The organism is Lawsonibacter celer (assembly GCF_014281125.1).
Classification (GTDB): Bacteria; Bacillota; Clostridia; order Oscillospirales; family Oscillospiraceae; genus Lawsonibacter_B; species Lawsonibacter_B celer.
Genome location: NZ_JACOEA010000001.1, coordinates 85658 through 103852, shown reverse-complemented (window position 1 = coordinate 103852; position 18195 = coordinate 85658). Strand labels below are relative to the sequence as shown.

18 protein-coding genes and 1 tRNA gene are annotated in these 18195 nt (G+C 56.5%); 6 read left to right on the top strand and 13 right to left on the bottom strand.

The genetic code is table 11. The features are described from left to right. Nucleotides 1–20 precede the first annotated feature (20 nt). Nucleotides 21–803, bottom strand: a complete 783-nt coding sequence (locus H9Q75_RS00480; protein WP_186564212.1) for a hypothetical protein — start codon at nt 801–803, stop codon at nt 21–23. Between the two features lie 276 nt (nt 804–1079). Here H9Q75_RS00480 and H9Q75_RS00475 point away from each other — a divergent pair, with 276 nt between their 5' ends. The 6 genes from H9Q75_RS00475 (at nt 1080) to H9Q75_RS00450 (ending at nt 6694) form a co-directional block, all read left to right on the top strand. Continuing rightward, a complete protein-coding gene (locus H9Q75_RS00475) occupies nt 1080–2123 on the top strand; it encodes an FAD:protein FMN transferase (RefSeq protein ID WP_186564211.1) in 1044 nt (347 codons plus the stop codon). Beyond that, nucleotides 2104–2505: a NusG domain II-containing protein gene (locus H9Q75_RS00470; RefSeq protein ID WP_186564210.1), complete on the top strand. Its 402-nt coding sequence runs from the start codon at nt 2104–2106 to the stop codon at nt 2503–2505. The genes H9Q75_RS00475 and H9Q75_RS00470 overlap by 20 nt, the downstream gene beginning before the upstream one ends. Before the next feature lie 43 nt (nt 2506–2548). Continuing rightward, nucleotides 2549–3058, top strand: coding sequence for a Gx transporter family protein (locus H9Q75_RS00465; RefSeq protein WP_186564209.1), 510 nt, complete (start codon nt 2549–2551; stop codon nt 3056–3058). A 93-nt stretch (nt 3059–3151) separates the two neighbouring features. Continuing rightward, nucleotides 3152–4441: a polysaccharide deacetylase family protein gene (locus tag H9Q75_RS00460; RefSeq protein ID WP_186564208.1), complete on the top strand. Its 1290-nt coding sequence runs from the start codon at nt 3152–3154 to the stop codon at nt 4439–4441. Nucleotides 4442–4570: 129 nt separating this feature from the next. Beyond that, nucleotides 4571–5779 (top strand): MFS transporter, encoded by a 1209-nt coding sequence (locus H9Q75_RS00455; protein WP_186564207.1) that lies wholly within the window; start codon nt 4571–4573, stop codon nt 5777–5779. 57 nt (nt 5780–5836) lie between these two features. Then, nucleotides 5837–6694, top strand: a complete 858-nt coding sequence (locus H9Q75_RS00450) for a YetF domain-containing protein (protein ID WP_243200629.1) — start codon at nt 5837–5839, stop codon at nt 6692–6694. A 105-nt stretch (nt 6695–6799) separates the two neighbouring features. Here the strand turns inward: H9Q75_RS00450 and H9Q75_RS00445 are convergent, their stop codons facing one another. The 12 genes from H9Q75_RS00445 to feoB all read right to left on the bottom strand — a co-directional run bounded on the left by H9Q75_RS00445 (nt 6800) and on the right by feoB (nt 18119). Next, nucleotides 6800–7585 carry an ATP-binding protein gene (locus H9Q75_RS00445; protein ID WP_207720719.1) on the bottom strand — a complete coding sequence of 262 codons (786 nt, stop codon included), beginning with the start codon at nt 7583–7585 and terminating at the stop codon, nt 6800–6802. After that, nucleotides 7578–8891, bottom strand: a complete 1314-nt coding sequence (gene istA / locus H9Q75_RS00440; RefSeq protein WP_243200628.1) for an IS21 family transposase — start codon at nt 8889–8891, stop codon at nt 7578–7580. The genes H9Q75_RS00445 and istA overlap by 8 nt, the downstream gene beginning before the upstream one ends. 709 nt (nt 8892–9600) lie before the next feature. Beyond that, nucleotides 9601–11529: a thioredoxin domain-containing protein gene (locus H9Q75_RS00435; RefSeq protein ID WP_186564205.1), complete on the bottom strand. Its 1929-nt coding sequence runs from the start codon at nt 11527–11529 to the stop codon at nt 9601–9603. Between the two features lie 395 nt (nt 11530–11924). Further along, nucleotides 11925–12013, bottom strand: a tRNA-Ser gene (locus H9Q75_RS00430). A 129-nt stretch (nt 12014–12142) separates the two neighbouring features. Further along, nucleotides 12143–12607: a hypothetical protein gene (locus H9Q75_RS00425; protein WP_186564204.1), complete on the bottom strand. Its 465-nt coding sequence runs from the start codon at nt 12605–12607 to the stop codon at nt 12143–12145. Continuing rightward, the gene (locus H9Q75_RS00420; protein ID WP_186564203.1) at nt 12604–13236 is read right to left on the bottom strand and encodes a hypothetical protein; all 633 of its coding nucleotides are present in this window, start codon (nt 13234–13236) and stop codon (nt 12604–12606) included. The genes H9Q75_RS00425 and H9Q75_RS00420 overlap by 4 nt, the downstream gene beginning before the upstream one ends. Then, nucleotides 13233–13448: a helix-turn-helix domain-containing protein gene (locus tag H9Q75_RS00415; protein WP_186564202.1), complete on the bottom strand. Its 216-nt coding sequence runs from the start codon at nt 13446–13448 to the stop codon at nt 13233–13235. The genes H9Q75_RS00420 and H9Q75_RS00415 overlap by 4 nt, the downstream gene beginning before the upstream one ends. 15 nt (nt 13449–13463) lie before the next feature. Further along, entirely contained in the window at nt 13464–14060 is a 597-nt protein-coding gene (locus H9Q75_RS00410; RefSeq protein ID WP_186564201.1) for a DUF2975 domain-containing protein, read from the bottom strand. Between the two features lie 10 nt (nt 14061–14070). Beyond that, complete coding sequence (locus H9Q75_RS00405; RefSeq protein WP_186564200.1) at nt 14071–14643, bottom strand: DUF2975 domain-containing protein; 573 nt, start codon at nt 14641–14643, stop codon at nt 14071–14073. A gap of 117 nt (nt 14644–14760) precedes the next feature. Further along, nucleotides 14761–15486 (bottom strand): NAD-dependent protein deacylase, encoded by a 726-nt coding sequence (locus tag H9Q75_RS00400; RefSeq protein ID WP_186564199.1) that lies wholly within the window; start codon nt 15484–15486, stop codon nt 14761–14763. Nucleotides 15487–15512: 26 nt separating this feature from the next. Next, on the bottom strand, nt 15513–15674 hold the full coding sequence (locus H9Q75_RS00395) for a FeoB-associated Cys-rich membrane protein (RefSeq protein WP_186564198.1): 162 nt from the start codon (nt 15672–15674) through the stop codon (nt 15513–15515). Beyond that, on the bottom strand, nt 15675–18119 hold the full coding sequence (feoB, locus tag H9Q75_RS00390) for a ferrous iron transport protein B (RefSeq protein ID WP_186564197.1): 2445 nt from the start codon (nt 18117–18119) through the stop codon (nt 15675–15677). Between the last annotated feature and the right edge of the window lie 76 nt (nt 18120–18195).

Here is an 18195-nt window from a genome sequence, read left to right as displayed (position 1 = left end):
GGGATTTTTTCATATCCTGCTTACATCATCCGCACTGTGTAATATACAGCCATAATCAGCAGCCAGGCGACCAGAACACCGTACAGCAGCGCCAGTCCGCCCAGCAACAATGCCGCCACAGTCACCGCAGCCACCACGCCGCATGTAATGTAAAGCATCGCATAATTGGTATTTGGCGGGAATACCTCCAAACGCCTGCCGCGGACGGTCAGCACGCCCTTGCCCATTTGAATCTTCCGGGCAAGCACCAAAATTACCGCCAGAATCACAGCCAGCACTGCCAGGTAGGCGCATACCAGAACCGGAGAACCTGCGCGGCGTGCCGCCATCCATACGCCCAGAATGCCCAGCGCGCTCAGGCTGGATATCAGGAAAAATTCTTTTTGGTACAGATAGTAGACCAACGCCAGCACAGCCACCACGGGCACGGCTACATACAAAAATCGGATCCCCAGCTCATGGAACTGACGGGAAATAGCACAGCAAACGGCCAGCATCAAGGTAAACACAGCCAACGCGCCCGGCAGGCCAAATTCCTTTCCGCCCCTGCGCCGGCGGAGCGAGAGCACCGCACACAGCACAAACAGTCCCAGGAAAACAACGGCCAGAATGGGCAGCACGGTATTCAGCCGGTAGGCCATCATAATCTCATTGCCGTTGGTGGTATAATCCACATAATAGCGCTTGAGCAGCAAGAGCAGCCCTTCCAACACCACCGCGCCTACAATCCAGTAGAGGACCTTATTGAGCACCGCGTCCTCCTGACGCTGACGCTGCTGCCGCAATTGCTCTTTCTTATTCATGCATCCATCTCCTGTAAACGGGCACTTTCTCTTTATCAGCACGATTTCCACACCGGGGCAGGAGGCCCGTAGAATCATCAATCTAGTATATTCTAGCAGAAAGCGAGCCTCTTTGCAAGCCGCAATCCTTTTCTCTTTACCATCCGGCTCTCCTGTGATACAATGGTTTTACTCTGCGGATGGAACGAAATCCGGTAAAATCTCCATCTGGGGCAGGATTGTTTCCATATTCGCGGCAGCTGCGCCTATGATCTGAACCGTAAAAGGAGCTGTTCCATGAAACGCTTTTTCTCTCTTTTTCTCTTACTGCTTCTGCTTCTGTGCAGCGGCTGCTCAGCTCCCACCGTGGGGGACACCGGGACCTTCAATGAGTTCTTCGCCATGGACACCATCATGCGCGTCACCGTACACGGCGACGCCGGCGAACCGGCAGCAAGCGCCGCACGCGAAGAAATTGAGCGTCTGGAAAAGCTGCTCTCCCGCACGCTTCCGGACAGCCAGGTCTCCCAGCTCAACGCCCACGCCGGAGAGGAGGATGCGGTTGCCCTGGAGGGGGATCTCATCAGCCTGCTCACCTTTGCCCGCTCACTCTCCGCTGATCTGGACGACGCCCTGGACATCACCATCGCCCCGGTGATGGACGCCTGGGGCTTCACCACGGACCACCATCAGATCCCCACCCAGGCTCAGCTGGACGCGCTGCTTCCCCTGGTGGACTGCCAGGCCCTGGAGATCGACCCCCAAGCGGGTACGGCCCGGCTTCCGAACGTGGGCATGGCGGTGGATCTGGGGGCGGTGGCCAAGGGCTTTGCCGCCGGGCGGGCCGAGTCCGTGATCCGCGCCGCCGGCGCCGACTCCGCCCTTCTGGATCTCGGCCGGAATATTACGGCCATCGGCGTCAAGCCCACCGGCGAGCCCTGGCGCGTGGCGGTGCAGGACCCTCAGGACTCCAATCTCTATCTGGGCGTGCTGGCCCTCACAGATCAGACCTGTTCCACCTCCGGCGGCTATGAGCGCTATTTTGAGGAGGACGGAGTGGTCTATCACCATATCATCGACCCGTCCACCGGCTACCCGGCCCACAGCGGACTGCTGTCGGTGACAGTGGTCTCCCCCGACGCCCTGCTGGCCGATGCCCTGTCCACGGCCCTGTTTGTGGCCGGACCGGAACGGGCGCTGGACTACTGGCGCAGGGAGGGGGGCTTTGAGCTCATTCTCTGCGGTGAGGACGGAGTTGTCACAGCCACCGAGGGACTGGAGGATGCGTTCGCGTTTCAGGGCGAGGACGGAGGATACACCTATGAGATTGCCCGCCGCTGAGCGCCGGCGCCCCACCCTTTGGGACGCTGCGGTGGTTCTGGCCGTGGCCGCGGCGGCGCTTCTTTTATTCTTCCAGATTTCGCCCTCTGAGGGAAACTTTTTGACCGCCACAGTCGTCTTAGATGGTGAAGTGATCGCTGAATACGATTTAAGCGCACTGACTGATCCGGTCTCCCTCCGCCTGGACGATATCCCCTATCCCCTGACCATTCAGGCCGAACCTGGCCGGATCCGGATTGTGGAGAGCAGCTGCCCCAGCCAGGACTGCGTCCACATCGGCTGGGTGGACCGGGTCGGCGCCCAGATCATCTGCCTGCCCAACCGGCTGGTCATCTCCCTGTCCGGCGCGGCAGAGCCTGATTTTGATGCGGTAAGCGGCTGATGGCCCCCAGAGCAGAAAACAGATCTTAGACGAGGTGAATGTAATGCCCCATTCCGCCCGGCATCTGACCCGCTGCGCTGTGCTCACCGCTCTGGCGCTGGCCCTTTCCGTGGCCGAGGGGTTGGTTCCCCTTGCGCTGATTTTCCCCCTTCCCGGCCTGAAGCTGGGCCTAGCCAATCTGGTGACCGTCTATGCCCTGTGCCGCCTGTCCGGGCGGGAGGCCCTGCTGATTCTGGTCTGCCGCTGTGTGCTGGGGGCGTTGGTGGGCGGCCGTCTCAGTGCCCTGGCCTTTTCTCTCTCCGGCGGGCTGCTGGCGCTGGGGGTAATGGCTGTACTGCTCCGGCTGCCCGCGCTTTCCCTCTTCGGGGTATCCATCGCCGGCGCCGCAGCCCACAATACTGGGCAGATCCTGGCCGCGATGGCGGTGCTGGGCACGCGGGCTCCCCTGGTCTATCTCCCCCCCTTGCTGCTTTGCTCCCTGATCACCGGGGCGGTCACCGCAACAGCCTGCATTCTGCTGGTACAGCGGGTCCCCGTCCCGGGGCCATCTTAAGAATTCTTAAGGTTTTGTCATCTTTTTGAGATGTCTTTTGTCCGATCCTGTCATAAGATAAAAAGGTAAAATTTTGCGGAAGGAATTGATTCCATGAAAGTTTCAGGTAAGCGTCTTGCCGCGGCAGCGCTGAGCATGGCACTGGTCCTTTCCCTGTCCTCCTGCGGCAAGGGGACGGAGACCAAAAAGCCGGAGAACTCTCCCTCTCCCGCGCCGGTCGTCACCCCTACGCCGGAGCCCACCCCCACCCCCGCTGCGGATCCGGAAGAGGCGGTGCGCACTTATTGGAGCGAAGATCAGCTCACCCAGGCATGGGGCCCTAATCAGGTGGTGGAGCATCTGTTCTTTCACCCGGTGATCGCCTATCCCCAGTGGGCCTTCCATGACTGCAACGCCTCCCAGTCCGAGAAGGAGGGGCTGGACGACTGGATGGTAACTGTGGATGAATTCAACAAAATTCTCAACAGCCTCTATGAGCGCGGTTATATTCTGGTCAATATGTGCGACGTATGGAGCGAATATACCAATGAGAATGGCGAAGCCCGGATGCAGCGCAACACGCTGATGCTGCCCGAGGGCAAAAAGCCTCTGATTCTTTCCTTTGACGACGTCAATTACTACCCCTATATGCTGGAGCAGGGCTTTACCTCCAAGCTGGTGCTGGGGGACGACGGAGATATCTGGGCCGAGTGCACCGACCCCTATACTGGAGAAACCTTCCTCACCCAGGACCTGGATGCCACCACCATTTTGGACAAGTTTGTGCGGGAGCACCCCGACTTCTCTTTGAACGGAGCCAAGGGCTGCTTCTCCCTCACCGGCTATGAGGGCATTCTGGGCTACCGCACCCAGAACGACATTGACATCGCTGCGGACGATCCCGCCCGTCCCGCCTTTGACGCGCATCGCGCCGCTGAGATCGAAGCGGTCAAGCCCATCATCGCCCGACTGAAGGAGACCGGCTGGACCTTCGGCTCCCATACTTGGGGGCACATCCGCCTGTCTGCGGAGGGGGAAGCCGCCGACGCCCGCCTGAAGCGCGACACCCTGCGCTGGCAGGAGGAGGTGGGCAGCCTGGTGGGTCCCACCAACATCCTGTTCTATCCCCACGGCGGCCGTCCGGACGGGGACCACGATCAGGGCGAAACCTATGGCGAGCAGTTCAAGTGGCTTCAAAGCCAAGGCTTCCGTATTTTTGCCAGCGTGGGCATCAGCTCCTATTCTCAGATTAAGACGACCATCTCCGCCGTCATCTGTGACCGCCTGCACCCGGACGGCACGACCCTGCGCAGCGGGAAGGCGCTGGAGCGGTACAGCCAGTTCTATGACGCCCGGGAGATCATTGACCTGGATGTGCGCCCCGACCTGGGCGTCACCTGGTAAGCACGTCCCTCCCTCCCTTCAAAGGGCCCCGGTCTCTCAGGAGACCGGGGCTCTTCCCTTGACAGCCGTCAATCCCTTGTGTTATAATCACGTTCCTTTACCGCGGCTGGGAAAGGAAGGGAACGGAATATGATTCCCCATTGGAAGCGAAGCTTTGTTACACTTTGGGTGGGGCAAGCTGCCTCTATCCTCACCAGTATGATCTCCCAATACGTACTCATCTGGTATTTGACCTACCACACCGGCTCGGCGGCCGTGCTCTCGGTGGCCACGCTGGCCGCCATGCTGCCTCAGGGAATCCTCTCCCTGTTCACCGGGGCCTTTGCCGACCGCTTTGACCGGGCGTACGTCATGATGGTCTCTGACGGGGCCATTGGTCTGGTCTCCCTGGGTCTCGCCTTGTCGGCCGCCCGGGGCGGGCTGAGCACCGGGCTCATTCTCACCGCCCTGGCTCTGCGCAGCGTGGGCGCCGCCTTTCACACCCCCTGTATTCAGGCGGTCACCCCCCTGATTGCCCCGCCCGATGCGTTGGGCAGGTGCGCCGGATGGAGCCAGGGCATCCAGACCGTGTCCATGCTCCTCTCCCCCGCTCTGGCGGCTGTGCTCTATGAGCATGTTCCCCTCCACTGGGTGATTGCCCTGGATACTCTGGGGGCCGCCTTTGCCATTCTGGGTGTGCTGGCCGCCCGCCTCCCGGCCCTGCGCACCGGTCAAACCGGGCAGCGTCTGCGCCTGTGGGCGGATACGGTAGAGGGTTTCCGTGTTCTGCGCTCCAAGCGCTGGCTGTGGGAGCTGTGTCTGATCTGTGCGCTGTTTTCCGTGGTCTTTATGCCCATATCCGCCCTCTATCCCCTGATGAGCATCGACTATTTCTCCGTAGGGACCGGGGGCGCCGCCCTGGTGGAAACCGTGTGGTCGGCAGGAATGCTGGCCGGCTCCATCATTCTGGGTATCTGGGGCGGGACCAAAAACAAGATCATCACCATGATCGGCTCTGTGCTCTTTTTAGGTGCCACACTGGTGCTGACCGCCCTGCTGCCCCCCGCCGCTTTCACGGCTTTTGTGGTGCTTACCGTGCTGATGGGCCTTTCCGCGCCCTTCTTCAACTCCATGTTCATGGCGCTGATTCAGGAAAAGGTAGAGGCGGAATATTTGGGCCGGGTGCTGGGGCTGTCCGGGGCTATTATGACTCTGGCCTCCCCCCTGGGTCTGGCTGCCAGCGCGTTGTTCGCCGGGAAAACCGGTCTCCCCATCTGGTTCCTGATCGCCGGAATCGGAACATTGGCCTGTGGTGTTCTGGCCCTGGCGCTCCCCTCTGTCCGCCGGGCCGATCGATAAAATCGGGGCTGAATCCTACTAGAACAAGGGCGGCTCATCCGACGCAATTCTGGTTGGATGAGCCGCCTCAATGCAATTTTCAGCAGCTATCTGGCGGAAACCGAGGCCTATATCGGCGCCTCCTCCCCCCCTCCAATAGGGGAACGCACATTCTTCGGCTCAATGAGGTATGCTGAATCCAGTTTTGGTCAGACTAGAGAGAGGGAGGAATGCCGCATGAGTTTTCTTTCGCTTTGTCTCACCACACTGGGCTCTTTTGGCGTATTGTTTCTGGTGGCAAAATTCATTGGGCACAAGCAAATCGCTCAGTTGGATTTTTTTGATTACATCACCGGGATTACCATCGGTTCCATCGCGGCCGAGATGGCCACCGAGCTGGAGGAGCCCTGGAAACCGCTGACCGCGATGGTCATTTACGGCGGAGTTACTCTGCTGCTGAGCGTCATTTCCAAGCGTTTTCCGCGCACGCGCAAATATCTGAACGGCACGCCCACAATCCTCATGGATCACGGGAAGTTGTACCGTGAAAATCTAAAAAAGTCCAAGCTGGAGTTAAGTGAGTTCATGGTCATGTGCAGGCAGCAGGGATATTTTGACCTGACGAATATTCAGACTGCCATATATGAATGCAACGGAAAACTCACAATCCTTCCGGTGAGCAGCCAGCGTCCTGCCACCCCCAGCGACATGGGTCTGTCCCCTGCCCAGGAACTGCTTTTTACCGAGCTTATTATGGATGGCCGCATTCTGGAGGATAATCTAAAACGGATGGGGCTTGATTTGACCTGGCTGAACGAGCAGCTCAGGCAGCACAGAGTCCACTCCGCAAAGGATTTGTTTCTCGCAGTTTGCGACCGAAATCTAACATTCGTTATTTATGAAAAAAGCCGCGATGAACAGGGGCACACGCGCTGATGTTAGAGCCCGGAGGAATTAACCACTCAGAGTCCAGCAGAAACAACCAATCCGAGCTCATTAGAAATAGCCAATGCACCTGCTTGGCTGATAGATTACCGACAGTTATTCAGCGGGATCGCTGATTTCTATCGAATAAGTTTTTAAGTTTCGTCCTCGATAGCTTTCACCCTTCATGAGATAAACAGTAGCAGCATCGAATGTTCTATCCAACGCACAAAGTAATGCGTCTTCTTCTCGGAAGAAGTCCCGCCACTTATCGGGAGTCAGATTACTGGTGAAGATTATGCAATTAGGACCTTCTTTACTGCATCTTCGGTCGATCATATCAAAGAACAAGCGTGTGTTTTCCATGTCGAAGATGCTTCGACCTATTTCATCAATAATCAGGCAGGAAGGTCTGACCAGGCCTGAAATAGCACTGCTCTCAGTACCTGTTCTTCGTGCCTTGGTGAACTTTTCGTTCAATTCAGTAGCCTTTATAAAATATGCTCTCAATCCTTTGCGACAGCAGGAATTACCATATGCCATGGATAAATGTGTCTTACCAACTCCCGGTGGTCCTATAAAGGCTATGTTCTGCCTTGAATAAAGTGCCGTCAGATTTGGAAGATTTCTTATCTGAACAGCATTTTCACCAGTTATCCTGCTGAAATCAAAGTTTTCAAATGTACTTGGCTCTTTCTGCGGGATGCGGCTATGTTGTAACAGTGCATTGATTGCTTTATCTCGTTGGTTTTGTCTTAGATATGCTATGAATTCTTTCATGGCCTCCAGATGTTCTGGTGGAACTTTCTTTTCCGACAGATATAATGCGATTTCCTGAGCAGTTATCTTTATATCCAGCGCAGAGACATCTGTCTGAATCTGTTCGATCAGTGTTTCATTCATTCCAGTCACCTCCAAAAGCAAACTTTGCAAAAGCAGATTTCGGTGGGTTTTCTTTTTTCTGGGAGATACAGATTTTTACTGGGACGGAAGGCTTTTCTTCGGGTTGATCATCTGCAAACTGACCTTTGCAAAAGCTGTCTTTCCGGCTCCATGTCACATCGTGGGTGATTAAGACTTTTCGCAACTCCAAATCATAAATATATAGCGTGAAGTTTTCTCTTTGAACACGGCAGGTATGCTGGACATAACTGTATGGAACGCCAAAACGTCTTCCTTCATATGTAACAAAACCATCAAACGAAATGCATCGGATAGGACACAGATATTTTCGGACATCAAAGGTATCTTTTAGCATTGCTGCATTTTTCATACAACTGATAGAATGTCTTTCATGAGGAATGCAATCAACTGCTTTATGATATCGATTATTCTGATTATCGCACCATTTCCATGCTTCATAATTAAGATCCGTAATGGTACCGAAGATTCGTCCAGCAAGAAAGTTTTCTTTTACAAAACGTACGAGGCGCTCCACCGCTCCTTTCGTGAATGGATGCCTGGGTCTGCATAGTTTTGTTTCAAAGCCGATGGTATTCATAAACGCTTCATAATCGTGATTCCAAACCGGATGTCCTTCGGAATCACGATGAATCACAACGCTTTTCATGTTGTCTGTGAGTACATGCTCCGGAACCCCCATACGTTTGAAAGCATGAATCATGCCAATAAACAGGTTTTCTTGTTTCGCATTCGGAAAGAACTCTATATAGCGTTCACCACAATGATGGCAGATCATTGCAAAACAGGCTACTTTGTAAGAATCGCCATCACCTGTGTCCACGTTGACAAATCCCCAATCCATCTGATAACTCTCACCAGCATCACTGGAGTATCGGCGTCCGCGATTACCTTGTGGTGCAACTGCCTGCCTTCTGGGTGGGATAAGATCTTTATGGGTGCTGATATATCTTTTTACAGTAGTTAGGCTGCCTGCATAGCCTTGTTCCTGGATTCGTTCCAGAATAACTTCTGAATTAGATACTCCTTTTCTAAGCAGATCATCTATTACACCTGTGTAACCAGAGATAATTGTAGTATCTGCATTACGACCAGTAAGAGCATGTGGTGTTATCTGGAATCCATTCTTTTGTAATCGCCGCAACTGTGCCCTAGTCATTCCGGTACGACGTTCCAGTTCAGCAAGGTTAATTTTATTGAGATCAAATTTATGCCCTTGCTCAGACTTCATTTCTTCAATGACTTGTGTTATGATAGTCTGCAAGTCATTACTATTATTTTCATTCATGTTTCTCCTTTCATGGTGCATTAGCTAACACCATTATAGAGCATGGAGTAATATAGTAATGGCTTTTTCAGTTGGACTGTGATTGGTTGTTTCTACTGGTCTCAGATTGGTTATTTCTGTTGGTCTCAGGCTGGCTGTTTCCTCCGGGCTCTAACACTGATTCAAAAACAAGCCGGGGCACGCAACACAAAGCATGCTCCGGCTTGTAACAGCCCAAGGCTAGATATCATTTTTTAATCGTCCCTACGGGTTAGATTATCCGCGTAATTCTGGAGACTTTTCAGGGAATTTATACCGCCCGGCCGGGTGTCGATCTGCTCCCGGACATAATCAGTCAGAGAGGTGTAAAACTTTCTTGCCTCACCATTCTTCTGGAACAATGTGTTTAAATCCGGATATTTCATAATGACCGTCCTTTCCTGGGTTTTGTCTCATCGTTAAAAATACAGCGAGCAGCAGGAAAGGTCTATTTTTTATTTTGCCTTTCAATGAGGTTAAAGTGATGGTATAATGCAAGTCAAGAAAATAAACAGTCAGACAGATTTGAATTTGTGGAGAAAACATTCATGTCAGTGGTATTGTGTATAATACGGCTTATTATCACCCAAAAAAGTACCCACCCCATTCAAAACAGGGTGGGTACTTTTTCATGTTCGGTAAAAGGCTTAACTTAATGACATTGCCCAGCATAGTCTGTGCACAGACCGTTTTAAAAATTCCTCGTGTTAGAGGGCGGCAGGCAGATGTTCCCCTGACAGACATACCAAGTAGCCCGGCCGTTCAGTAACGGATATGACTGATCAGGAGGCATCGCAGTCACGTTAGCCAGAAACGGAAGCGTTTTCAAAAAGTTCTCCAGATCCGCCGACTCCTTCCAGATGAAGGTGATTTGCCTCGGCGGCAGTCGGTACAGCTGTTCTGCCAGCAAAAACATGCTGTGCCCCGCCGGAACATCCGCCGCCGCAGATAGAAACGCCAGCTGCTGTTCTGCCCGTTCCCGGTAACAATCCCTCTGCGTCAGCTGATATAGCCGCACAAAGTTATAGGCCATAACAGCATTTCCACTGGGAAGGGCCCCGTCGTAGGTGTCCTTTGGGTTGAGAAACAGCTCGGTTTTCTCGCTCAGGAAAAAGCCCCCATGCTCCTGGTCCACAAATCGCTGAATCACCGCTTCACACAGGTGTTCCGCCTGCTCCAGCCAACCGCGCTCCAGCGTGGAATTGTACAGTTCGATCAGCGCGGCGATCTCATAGGCATAGTCATCCAAAAAACCGTGTTGGGAGTGCCTCCCCTCCCGAAAACTGGCATAGAGCCGTCCATCCGCCCAAAGGCAGTCCTCCAGAAACCGCTGGGCCTTTACGGCACCCCGGAGATACCTCTCGTCTGTAGATACCCGGTAAAGCATGGACAGAGCCGCGATCATCATAGCATTCCAGGCAGTGAGGATCTTATCGTCCAGATGGAGCTCTCCACGATGTCTGCGATAGGCCAGAAGCCGTTCCTTCTCTGCGCTGAAATCTGCGGAAAGCGCATTGCTTTTCAGTAAATTCGGGATGTTGACTCCCCCGAAATTGCCCTGGGCGGTGATGTCGAACGCCCGGGCAAACCGCACGCCCCGTTCTTCGCCCAGCACCTGCAGTATCTCCTGCAAAGTAAAGGTGTAAAATTTCCCCTCCACGCCACCACTATCGGCATCCTGAGCACTATAGAACCCGCCCTCGCCGGAGGTCATCTCCCGAAGAACATACCTGGCGGTCTCACAGGCAGTATCCAGGTACAGCGGCTTGCCGGTGAGAGAATAGGCCGCGGCATAGGCCATGATCAGCAGCGCATTATCGTACAGCATCTTCTCAAAGTGGGGCGCCAGGAAATATCGGTCGGTGGAGTATCGGGAAAATCCGCCGCCGATCTGATCGAAAATTCCGCCCTTTCGCATCTGTACCAGCGTCTTTTCCACCATCTCCTGGACATCGCCGTCCCGTTCCCGCTCCGCGTACAGCATCAGGAAGAGCAGACTGTGGGGTGTGGGAAATTTAGGCGCAACGCCGAAGCCACCGCCGACTGCATCAAAGGCGCTGCGGAACCACCGGACCGCCTCCTCAGCCGGCGCCTGCACCTGTTCTATGGGCGGGCGGCCTGACGGACCGCTCAGATGTGACACAATCCGCTGCGCCGACTCCATCAGCTGCGCCCGGTTGCTCCTCCACTGGACATCAATGGCGGCCAGAAGGTCGGCAAATCCCGGTGCGCCATAGCGGGGCTGCGGAGGAAAGTAAGTGCCCGCAAAAAAGGGCTTTTTGTCCCAGGTAAGAAATACGCTCATGGGCCAGCCGCCGCTGCCGGTCATCGCCTGGCACACTGCCATATACACACTGTCGATATCCGGCCGCTCCTCCCGGTCCACCTTTACCGCCACAAACGACCGATTCATGATTTTTGCAATATCCGGGTCCTCAAAACTTTCACGGGCCATAACATGGCACCAGTGACAGGTGCTGTAGCCGACGCTCAAAAAAACTGGTTTGTCCTCCGCTCTGGCCTTTTCAAATGCCGCACTGCACCACGGATACCAATCTACCGGATTTTCCGCATGCTGGAGCAGATAAGGGCTGGTCTCACCTATCAGATGATTCCCCATGGAGTCCTCCTTCACAATATGCAGAGCCGCCACAAGAGTCTGTGTATTCAAAGAGCTGTATCTTATCATACCACGGCCTGTCTATCCGCACTTATAACTGCCTTAGAGTCTGCCACAGTTTGAGGCATTCTATTACAGTCCGCCGCAGGCAATGTCCCGCTTGTGACGCGCTGCACCAACACGATGGAATAGCCCCCGCCTCATCCAATGGTCGGGGGCATTTCAGTCACCCGAATATAGTAAAACAGGCCCTTTTGAAAGAGGCATTTCCCTCCAAATCGAAGCCCAACGAAGTGGGCTTGCTTTGGAAGGGAGATACAGCAGAATGAGCACACAATGTGTCTTTCTATAAAATAGAAAAGCTCGTCACAAGCGGTATACCGCTTGTGACGAGCTGGCGCAGCGGGTGGGATTCGAACCCACGTGCGATTGCTCGCAAACTGATTTCGAGTCAGCCCCGTTATGACCACTTCGATACCGCTGCATCTGTTAAATGATGCGAAGAGCAGGCCATCTCTGTTCCCTGCTGAATCGCTTTAGTTAGAATACCCCATTTTGACAGCCTTGTCAATATTTCAGAGAGAAAAGGCGTCCGGCAGACACAGACGTGGTCTCATGTGTCAAACTCCAGGTAATAGAGTCTATCCCGATCCGCATCAAACACAGCGAAGGTAAAGTTATACGAAAAACGGTTGAACAACTCTGCATCATCGGCAGGGTCTTTGCTCTCACTGTGGCGGTCATAAAAGTACCAAAGGCCGTTGGCGATCTCCGGAAAGCTCCACTCATCGCTCAGCTCACCCGCCATGACCCGCTGTAGATTTTCGGTCGCCGGCAGCGGCTGCCAGCCTCCCGCTTTCATCCGTTCGGCTGCCTGATCCCCTGTCTCGCTGGTATAGCTGAGTTCAATCCATGTGGCGCCGTCCCCATGGAAGCCGCCGTGGCTCTCTCTGGTGATCACTTGCTCTGCCGCTGGCAGATCCAGCCCCAGCTCCCTGCGGACCTGCCCTTCCGGTGAAGAGGCTGCACAGGCGTTCAGGAACACCAAAAGCATCAGAACCAGAAACATTGATTTCATGTCTGTTTTTCCTCCTGCAGCTCAAAATAGCGGTCAATCAGGAATCCATATTTCCCCGTGCCTGAGGGGGCGGAATCACGCCCTGTGACCACACCCACCCGAAACAGCGGCCAGGCGTCCGCCAGGGCAGTCTGCTCCACCGCATAATAGCGGATGCGCCCCATGGCTCCCGGGTCTACCACTTCCACCTCCGCATACTCCAGGGGACTGCCCGACGGGCCGCACACCACATAGCGGGCCGTTCCCCGCAGTGGGAGTATCAACAGGGCAAACGCAGAGCAAAGGCAGGCCAGCGCCACCAGCGCGGCCGCCGATAGTTTCGCGGCCATCGGCAGCCGGCCTCGTACCAACAGAGCCGCCGCCAGGGCGCCCAATGCGGCGCCCAGCCAGGGGTTCTGACAAAAGCATCCCCCTACGACCGCCGCGGGGATCAGCAGGACACACCACCAGCCACCCCGGTCCTCCCGCCGCCACAGGCACATGGCAAAGCCGAGCGCCAGGGCCAGATAGGCGCCCTCCCAGGCCCAGCGGGCCCCGCTTTGGAACCCCAGCAGCGTCTGGAACAGTACGGGCAGGAGCAGGAACAGAGCAAACAGCGCGGGCCGCAGCGCGGCAATTCCTTTTTTCATTCGTCCGCCTCCGGCACAAATTCCAGAATATCCCCCGGCTGGCAGTCCAGGGCTTTGCAAATAGCCTCCAGGGTGGTAAAGCGCACCGCCTTGGCGTGGTTGTTTTTCAGGATCGAGAGGTTGGCCAGGGTCAGATCCACCTTGGCGGCCAGCTCGTTGAGGCTCATTTTCCGGCGCGCCATCACGACGTCCAAGTTCACAACAATCGGCATGGCTTCCCCCTCCTCCTATATGGTCAGGTCGTTTTCTGCCTTCAGCTGCGCCGCCTGGCGGAAGAGGGCGGACATCAGCCGCAGCAGTAGGCCGCCCATCAGGAAGGCCGGTACAAACAGGGCTGTGTAAGAGCGCAGAGGCTGGGCACAGGCGCAGGAAAACAGGCCCCACACCACCCGGGAGAGCGACGCGGCGGAGATCCCAAAGCAGAACCCGGCGGCCCGGCGCAGGCTGCGGGCATTGCCCGGGTGAAAGGGCTCCCCCGCCAAAACATGGCCAAGCACCCGCCGCCCCTGCCAAAGCATTCCGGCTGCGCACAGGCCGGCGGCCGCCAAGAAGAGGGTGAGCACCAGAGTATAGGAAAATCGCTCCGTCCACCCGCCTGCCACCGCAAAAAAGAGGAGCATGGACGGCGAAAAATATGGCCAGTCCTCCCCCGGTGGAGGCGGCGCGGCGGTCAGGCTGTCCATCAGCTCCGGCAGCGGGATTCCCGCCCCGTGTATTCCGGCCAGCACCGGGGAAAAACCCACGGCCAGCAATCCGAGCACAAAGGCCAGCGTGACCAGGACCCGCAGGGTCCGCGCCGCTGCCTGAACCGGCTTCTTTTCCATAAGCGTCTCCTTATATAATCAGGTCATTTTCCGATTTCAATTCCGCCGCCTGGCGGAAGAGGGCGGACAGGACTAGGCATAAAAGCCCTGCCAACAAAAACACGGGACAGAAGAGGGTGTTGTAGGTAACCAGAGGCCGGATAGAGCCAAGCGTCCAAAGTCCCCAGCAGGTGCGCCCCAGCGCTGCGGCGGCAATCAGAAAGCAGCAGAGCGCCGCCCGCCGCATACGTACTCCGTTCTCCGGATGAAAGGGTATGCCGGAGCAAATCGTATCCAGCACCCGTTTGCCCTGCCACAGGAGCACCGCGGTGCAGACGCCGCAGAAGAGCAGAAACAGGGCCGCCCCCACGAGATGGGCATGTTCGGCCCACATCACCAGCCAAATGGTCCAGCTCCAGCAGAGCGCCAACATCCTCAGCTGCACGGCAAGGCCCTGCAGCACGGAATATCCCGTAACCGTCAGATCCCCCTCTGAAAACACCAGCCCAGGCACCAGGAACAGGGCGATCAGATTACAAAGGAATACGGCAATCACCAGGCCCCGTAGAACCCGCGCGAGACGCTGCGCCCCTGTACGCATCATTTCCCTCACCTCTTTTGGAATAAGATAGCACCCATATTATTGTTTGTCAATTATTATTTATTGAAATTCAATAAATTTTAAGGAATGAAACGCGGCGGGACAATCCCCGCCGCGTGATCACACCCTGATTTGCCCCAGCACTTCCCCAATGGGAGCCCCAATCACCAGGTCGGCGCTGCCGTCGTAGGGGGTGGGGCTCTTGTTGATGAGCACCAGCTTATTTCCCCGGTAATACTGGATGAGTCCCGCCGCCGGGTAGACCGCCAGGGAGGTCCCGCCGATGATGAGCACCTCCGCCCGGGAGATGGCCAGCAGGGCGGCCTCCATGGTCTCCTGGTCCAGACCCTCCTCATAGAGCACCACATCCGGCTTAACCGTGCCCCCGCACACCGGGCATTTCGGCACGCCCGAGCCGCGGACCATAAAATCCAGGTCATAAAACCGGCGGCACTTCATGCAGTAATTGCGGTGCACCGAGCCGTGGAGCTCATATACCGTCTTACTGCCCGCCGCCTGATGGAGGCCGTCGATGTTCTGGGTGACCACCGCCCGCAGCTTACCCGCCGCCTCCAGCTCCGCCAGCTTATAATGGGCGGCGTTGGGCTTGGCATGGGGAAAGAGCATCTTCTCCCGGTAAAACTGATAGAACTCCTCCGGGTTCCGCTGAAAAAAGCTGTGGCTGATGATGGTCTCCGGAGGATATTTGTACTGCTGACTGTACAGGCCGTCCACGCTACGGAAATCGGGGATGCCCGACTCGGTGGACACACCGGCGCCGCCGAAAAAGACGATATTGCTGCTGCCGGAGACCCACGCCTGAAGCTGCCTTTGCTTTTCGTCCATGGTGCTTCCTCCTGTCAGAAATCCGATTACGGCGCTTTCCGGTGGCGACAGCCCGTGTGGGGACAGCTGGGGCAGCCGCCGCAGTCACAGCCCCGCTTTCCCTTGAGTCTCTGATGGAAGCGGACGATCAGATAGACCACCGCCCAGAGGATGAGCGCCGCTACGCCCAGATAGATCAGATATTTCATTTAAAAGAGCCTCACAATCAACGTGCCGATCTGATAGACCAGGAAGGACCCCAGATAGGCCGCTCCCAGCTGCCAGGCGATAGACGCCAGGGTCCATTTGACCGAATTCATCTCCTTACGGATCGTGGACACCGCCGCCACGCAGGGGACATAAAGCAGCACGAACACCAGGAAAGCGTAGGCCGCCACCGGTGTCTGAAAGGTTCCGCCCAAGGCGGCAGCGATGGCCGCGCCGCTGGCGGTGACGGAAAAGCCGTAGAACATGCTCATGGAGGAGACCACCATCTCCTTGGCCACCAGACCGGTGAGCAGGGCCACCGCGGCCTGCCAGGTGCCGAAGCCAAGGGGCCGGAGCACCGGGGCGATCCAGGAGCCGACATAGCCCAGAATGGAATGCGCCTCGTCGGTCACCAGGCCGAAGCCATCTTCAAAGCCAAAGGCCTGCAGGAACCAGAGCAGGATGCTCATGGCCAGAATCAGCGTGCCCGCCTTGACGAGAAAGCCTTTGACCTTCTCCCAGACGTGGAGGCTGATGTTTTTCAGGGTTGGCAGGCGGTAGGGCGGCAGCTCCAGAAGAAAGGCCGCCGGATCTCCTTTGAACACGAACTTCTTCAGCAGGATTCCCGAAGCGATGGCAAATACCAGGCCCAGCAGATAGAGGGAAAAGACCACCAGGCCGCCGTACCGCGGGAAGAAGGCCGCGGTCAGCAGGCCATACACCGGCAGGCGGGCGGAGCAGGACATAAAGGGCACCAGCATGATGGTCATGCGGCGGTCCTTTTCATTCTCCATGGTGCGGGCCCCCATCACCGCCGGGACGGTGCAGCCAAAGCCCATAAGCATGGGGATGAACGCCTTGCCGCTCAGGCCGAAACGCCGCAGCAGCCGGTCCATGATAAAGGCGGCCCGGGCCATATAGCCGGAGTCCTCCAGGAAGGAGAGGAAGAGGAACAAAATCGCAATCTGGGGCAGAAAGGTGAGCACACCGCCCACGCCGGCGATGATGCCGTCCACCAGCAGGGCCTCCACCCACGCAGCCGTACCGGCGGCGGTCAGAACCGCGCGCACAAAGCCGGCAAAATATTCCCCGATGAGCAAGTCAATTCCGTCCGCCAGGGCCTGGCCCGGACCAAAGGTAAGGGCGAACATGGCCAGCATCATCAGCAAAAAGACTGGAATTGCCAGATATTTGTGGGTGACGATGGAGTCGATCCGATCGGAAAGGGTAAGCTCCCCTGACGGGCGGCCCTTCGTGACTGCGTGGGACACCACGGTTTGAATGAACTGATAGCGGGAGTCCGCAATCAGGGTCTCCCGGTCCCCCAGTGCATAGGCCCCTTCATAGTCCCGGCAGATCTGTTCCAGCTGTTCCTTGTCCTCTTGGCTCAGCCCCAGAGCCTGCTCCACCAGGGTATCTCCCTCAATGAGCTTGATGGAGGCCCAGTGGGCGGGGATATGCGCGGCATAGGCCCGGTCGTGAATCAGCTCGCCCACCCGGTGATGGATCTGATGGGTATAGGCGTCATACAGATCATCGGGCTCCACCGTGACGCCGATGTGCATCTGCTCGTGGGCCACCCGCAGCAGCTCCTGCACATTCTTACCGGAGCGGGCAGTGATGGGGATCACGGGCACCCCCAGCTCTTGGGAGAGCCTATCCACGTCGATCCGATCGCCGTGCTTCTCCACCTCATCCATAAAGTTCAGGGCAATCACCATGGGCCGCTCCAGCTCCAGCAGCTGGGCGGTCAGGTAGAGATTACGCTCAATATTGGTGGCGTCGATGATATCGATAATGGCGTCCGGGTGCTCCCCCACGATAAAATCCCGGGCCACAATCTCCTCCATGGAGTAGGGAGACAGGGAGTAGATGCCGGGCAGGTCCACCACCGTGACCGCCTTGCCGTCCACGCTGGCGCGCCCCTCTTTCTTCTCCACCGTAACACCAGGCCAGTTGCCCACATATTGATTGGAGCCGGTCAGGGCATTGAACAGCGTCGTCTTGCCGCAGTTGGGATTTCCCACCAAAGCCAGCTTCATTTCCCGGGTATCGTGGCTGGCATAATCGGGCACTCCGCCGTGCTCCGCAGCCTCGTGGGCGTGGTCCGCATCCATACGGCGCAGAATCTCTTCATCCGGAATGTGCTGCACCATGCCGATCCGCCGCCTGCGTCCGGCCGCCAGGTGCTGCGCCTCCTGCCCTGTGGCCATACGGATCTGATGGGCGTCTTCCTTGCGCAAAGAGAGCTCATAGCCCCGCAGATTGACCTCAATGGGGTCGCCAAAGGGCGCTACCTTGCGCACGGCAATCTGTGTACCGGGGGTCAGCCCCATATCGACCAGCCTTCGCTTGACCGGCCCCTTTTCATTTCCCGCCCGGAGAATAATGCCCTGCTCGCCCGGCGCCAAATCCTCCAGCGTCATGCTCTTCTGTTCCGTTACCATACCTGATTCCTCGCAAATGTTCCATTCGTTCCGCCTGTTCTGATCCTGCAATCGCTGCTATTATACCGCGCCGCGG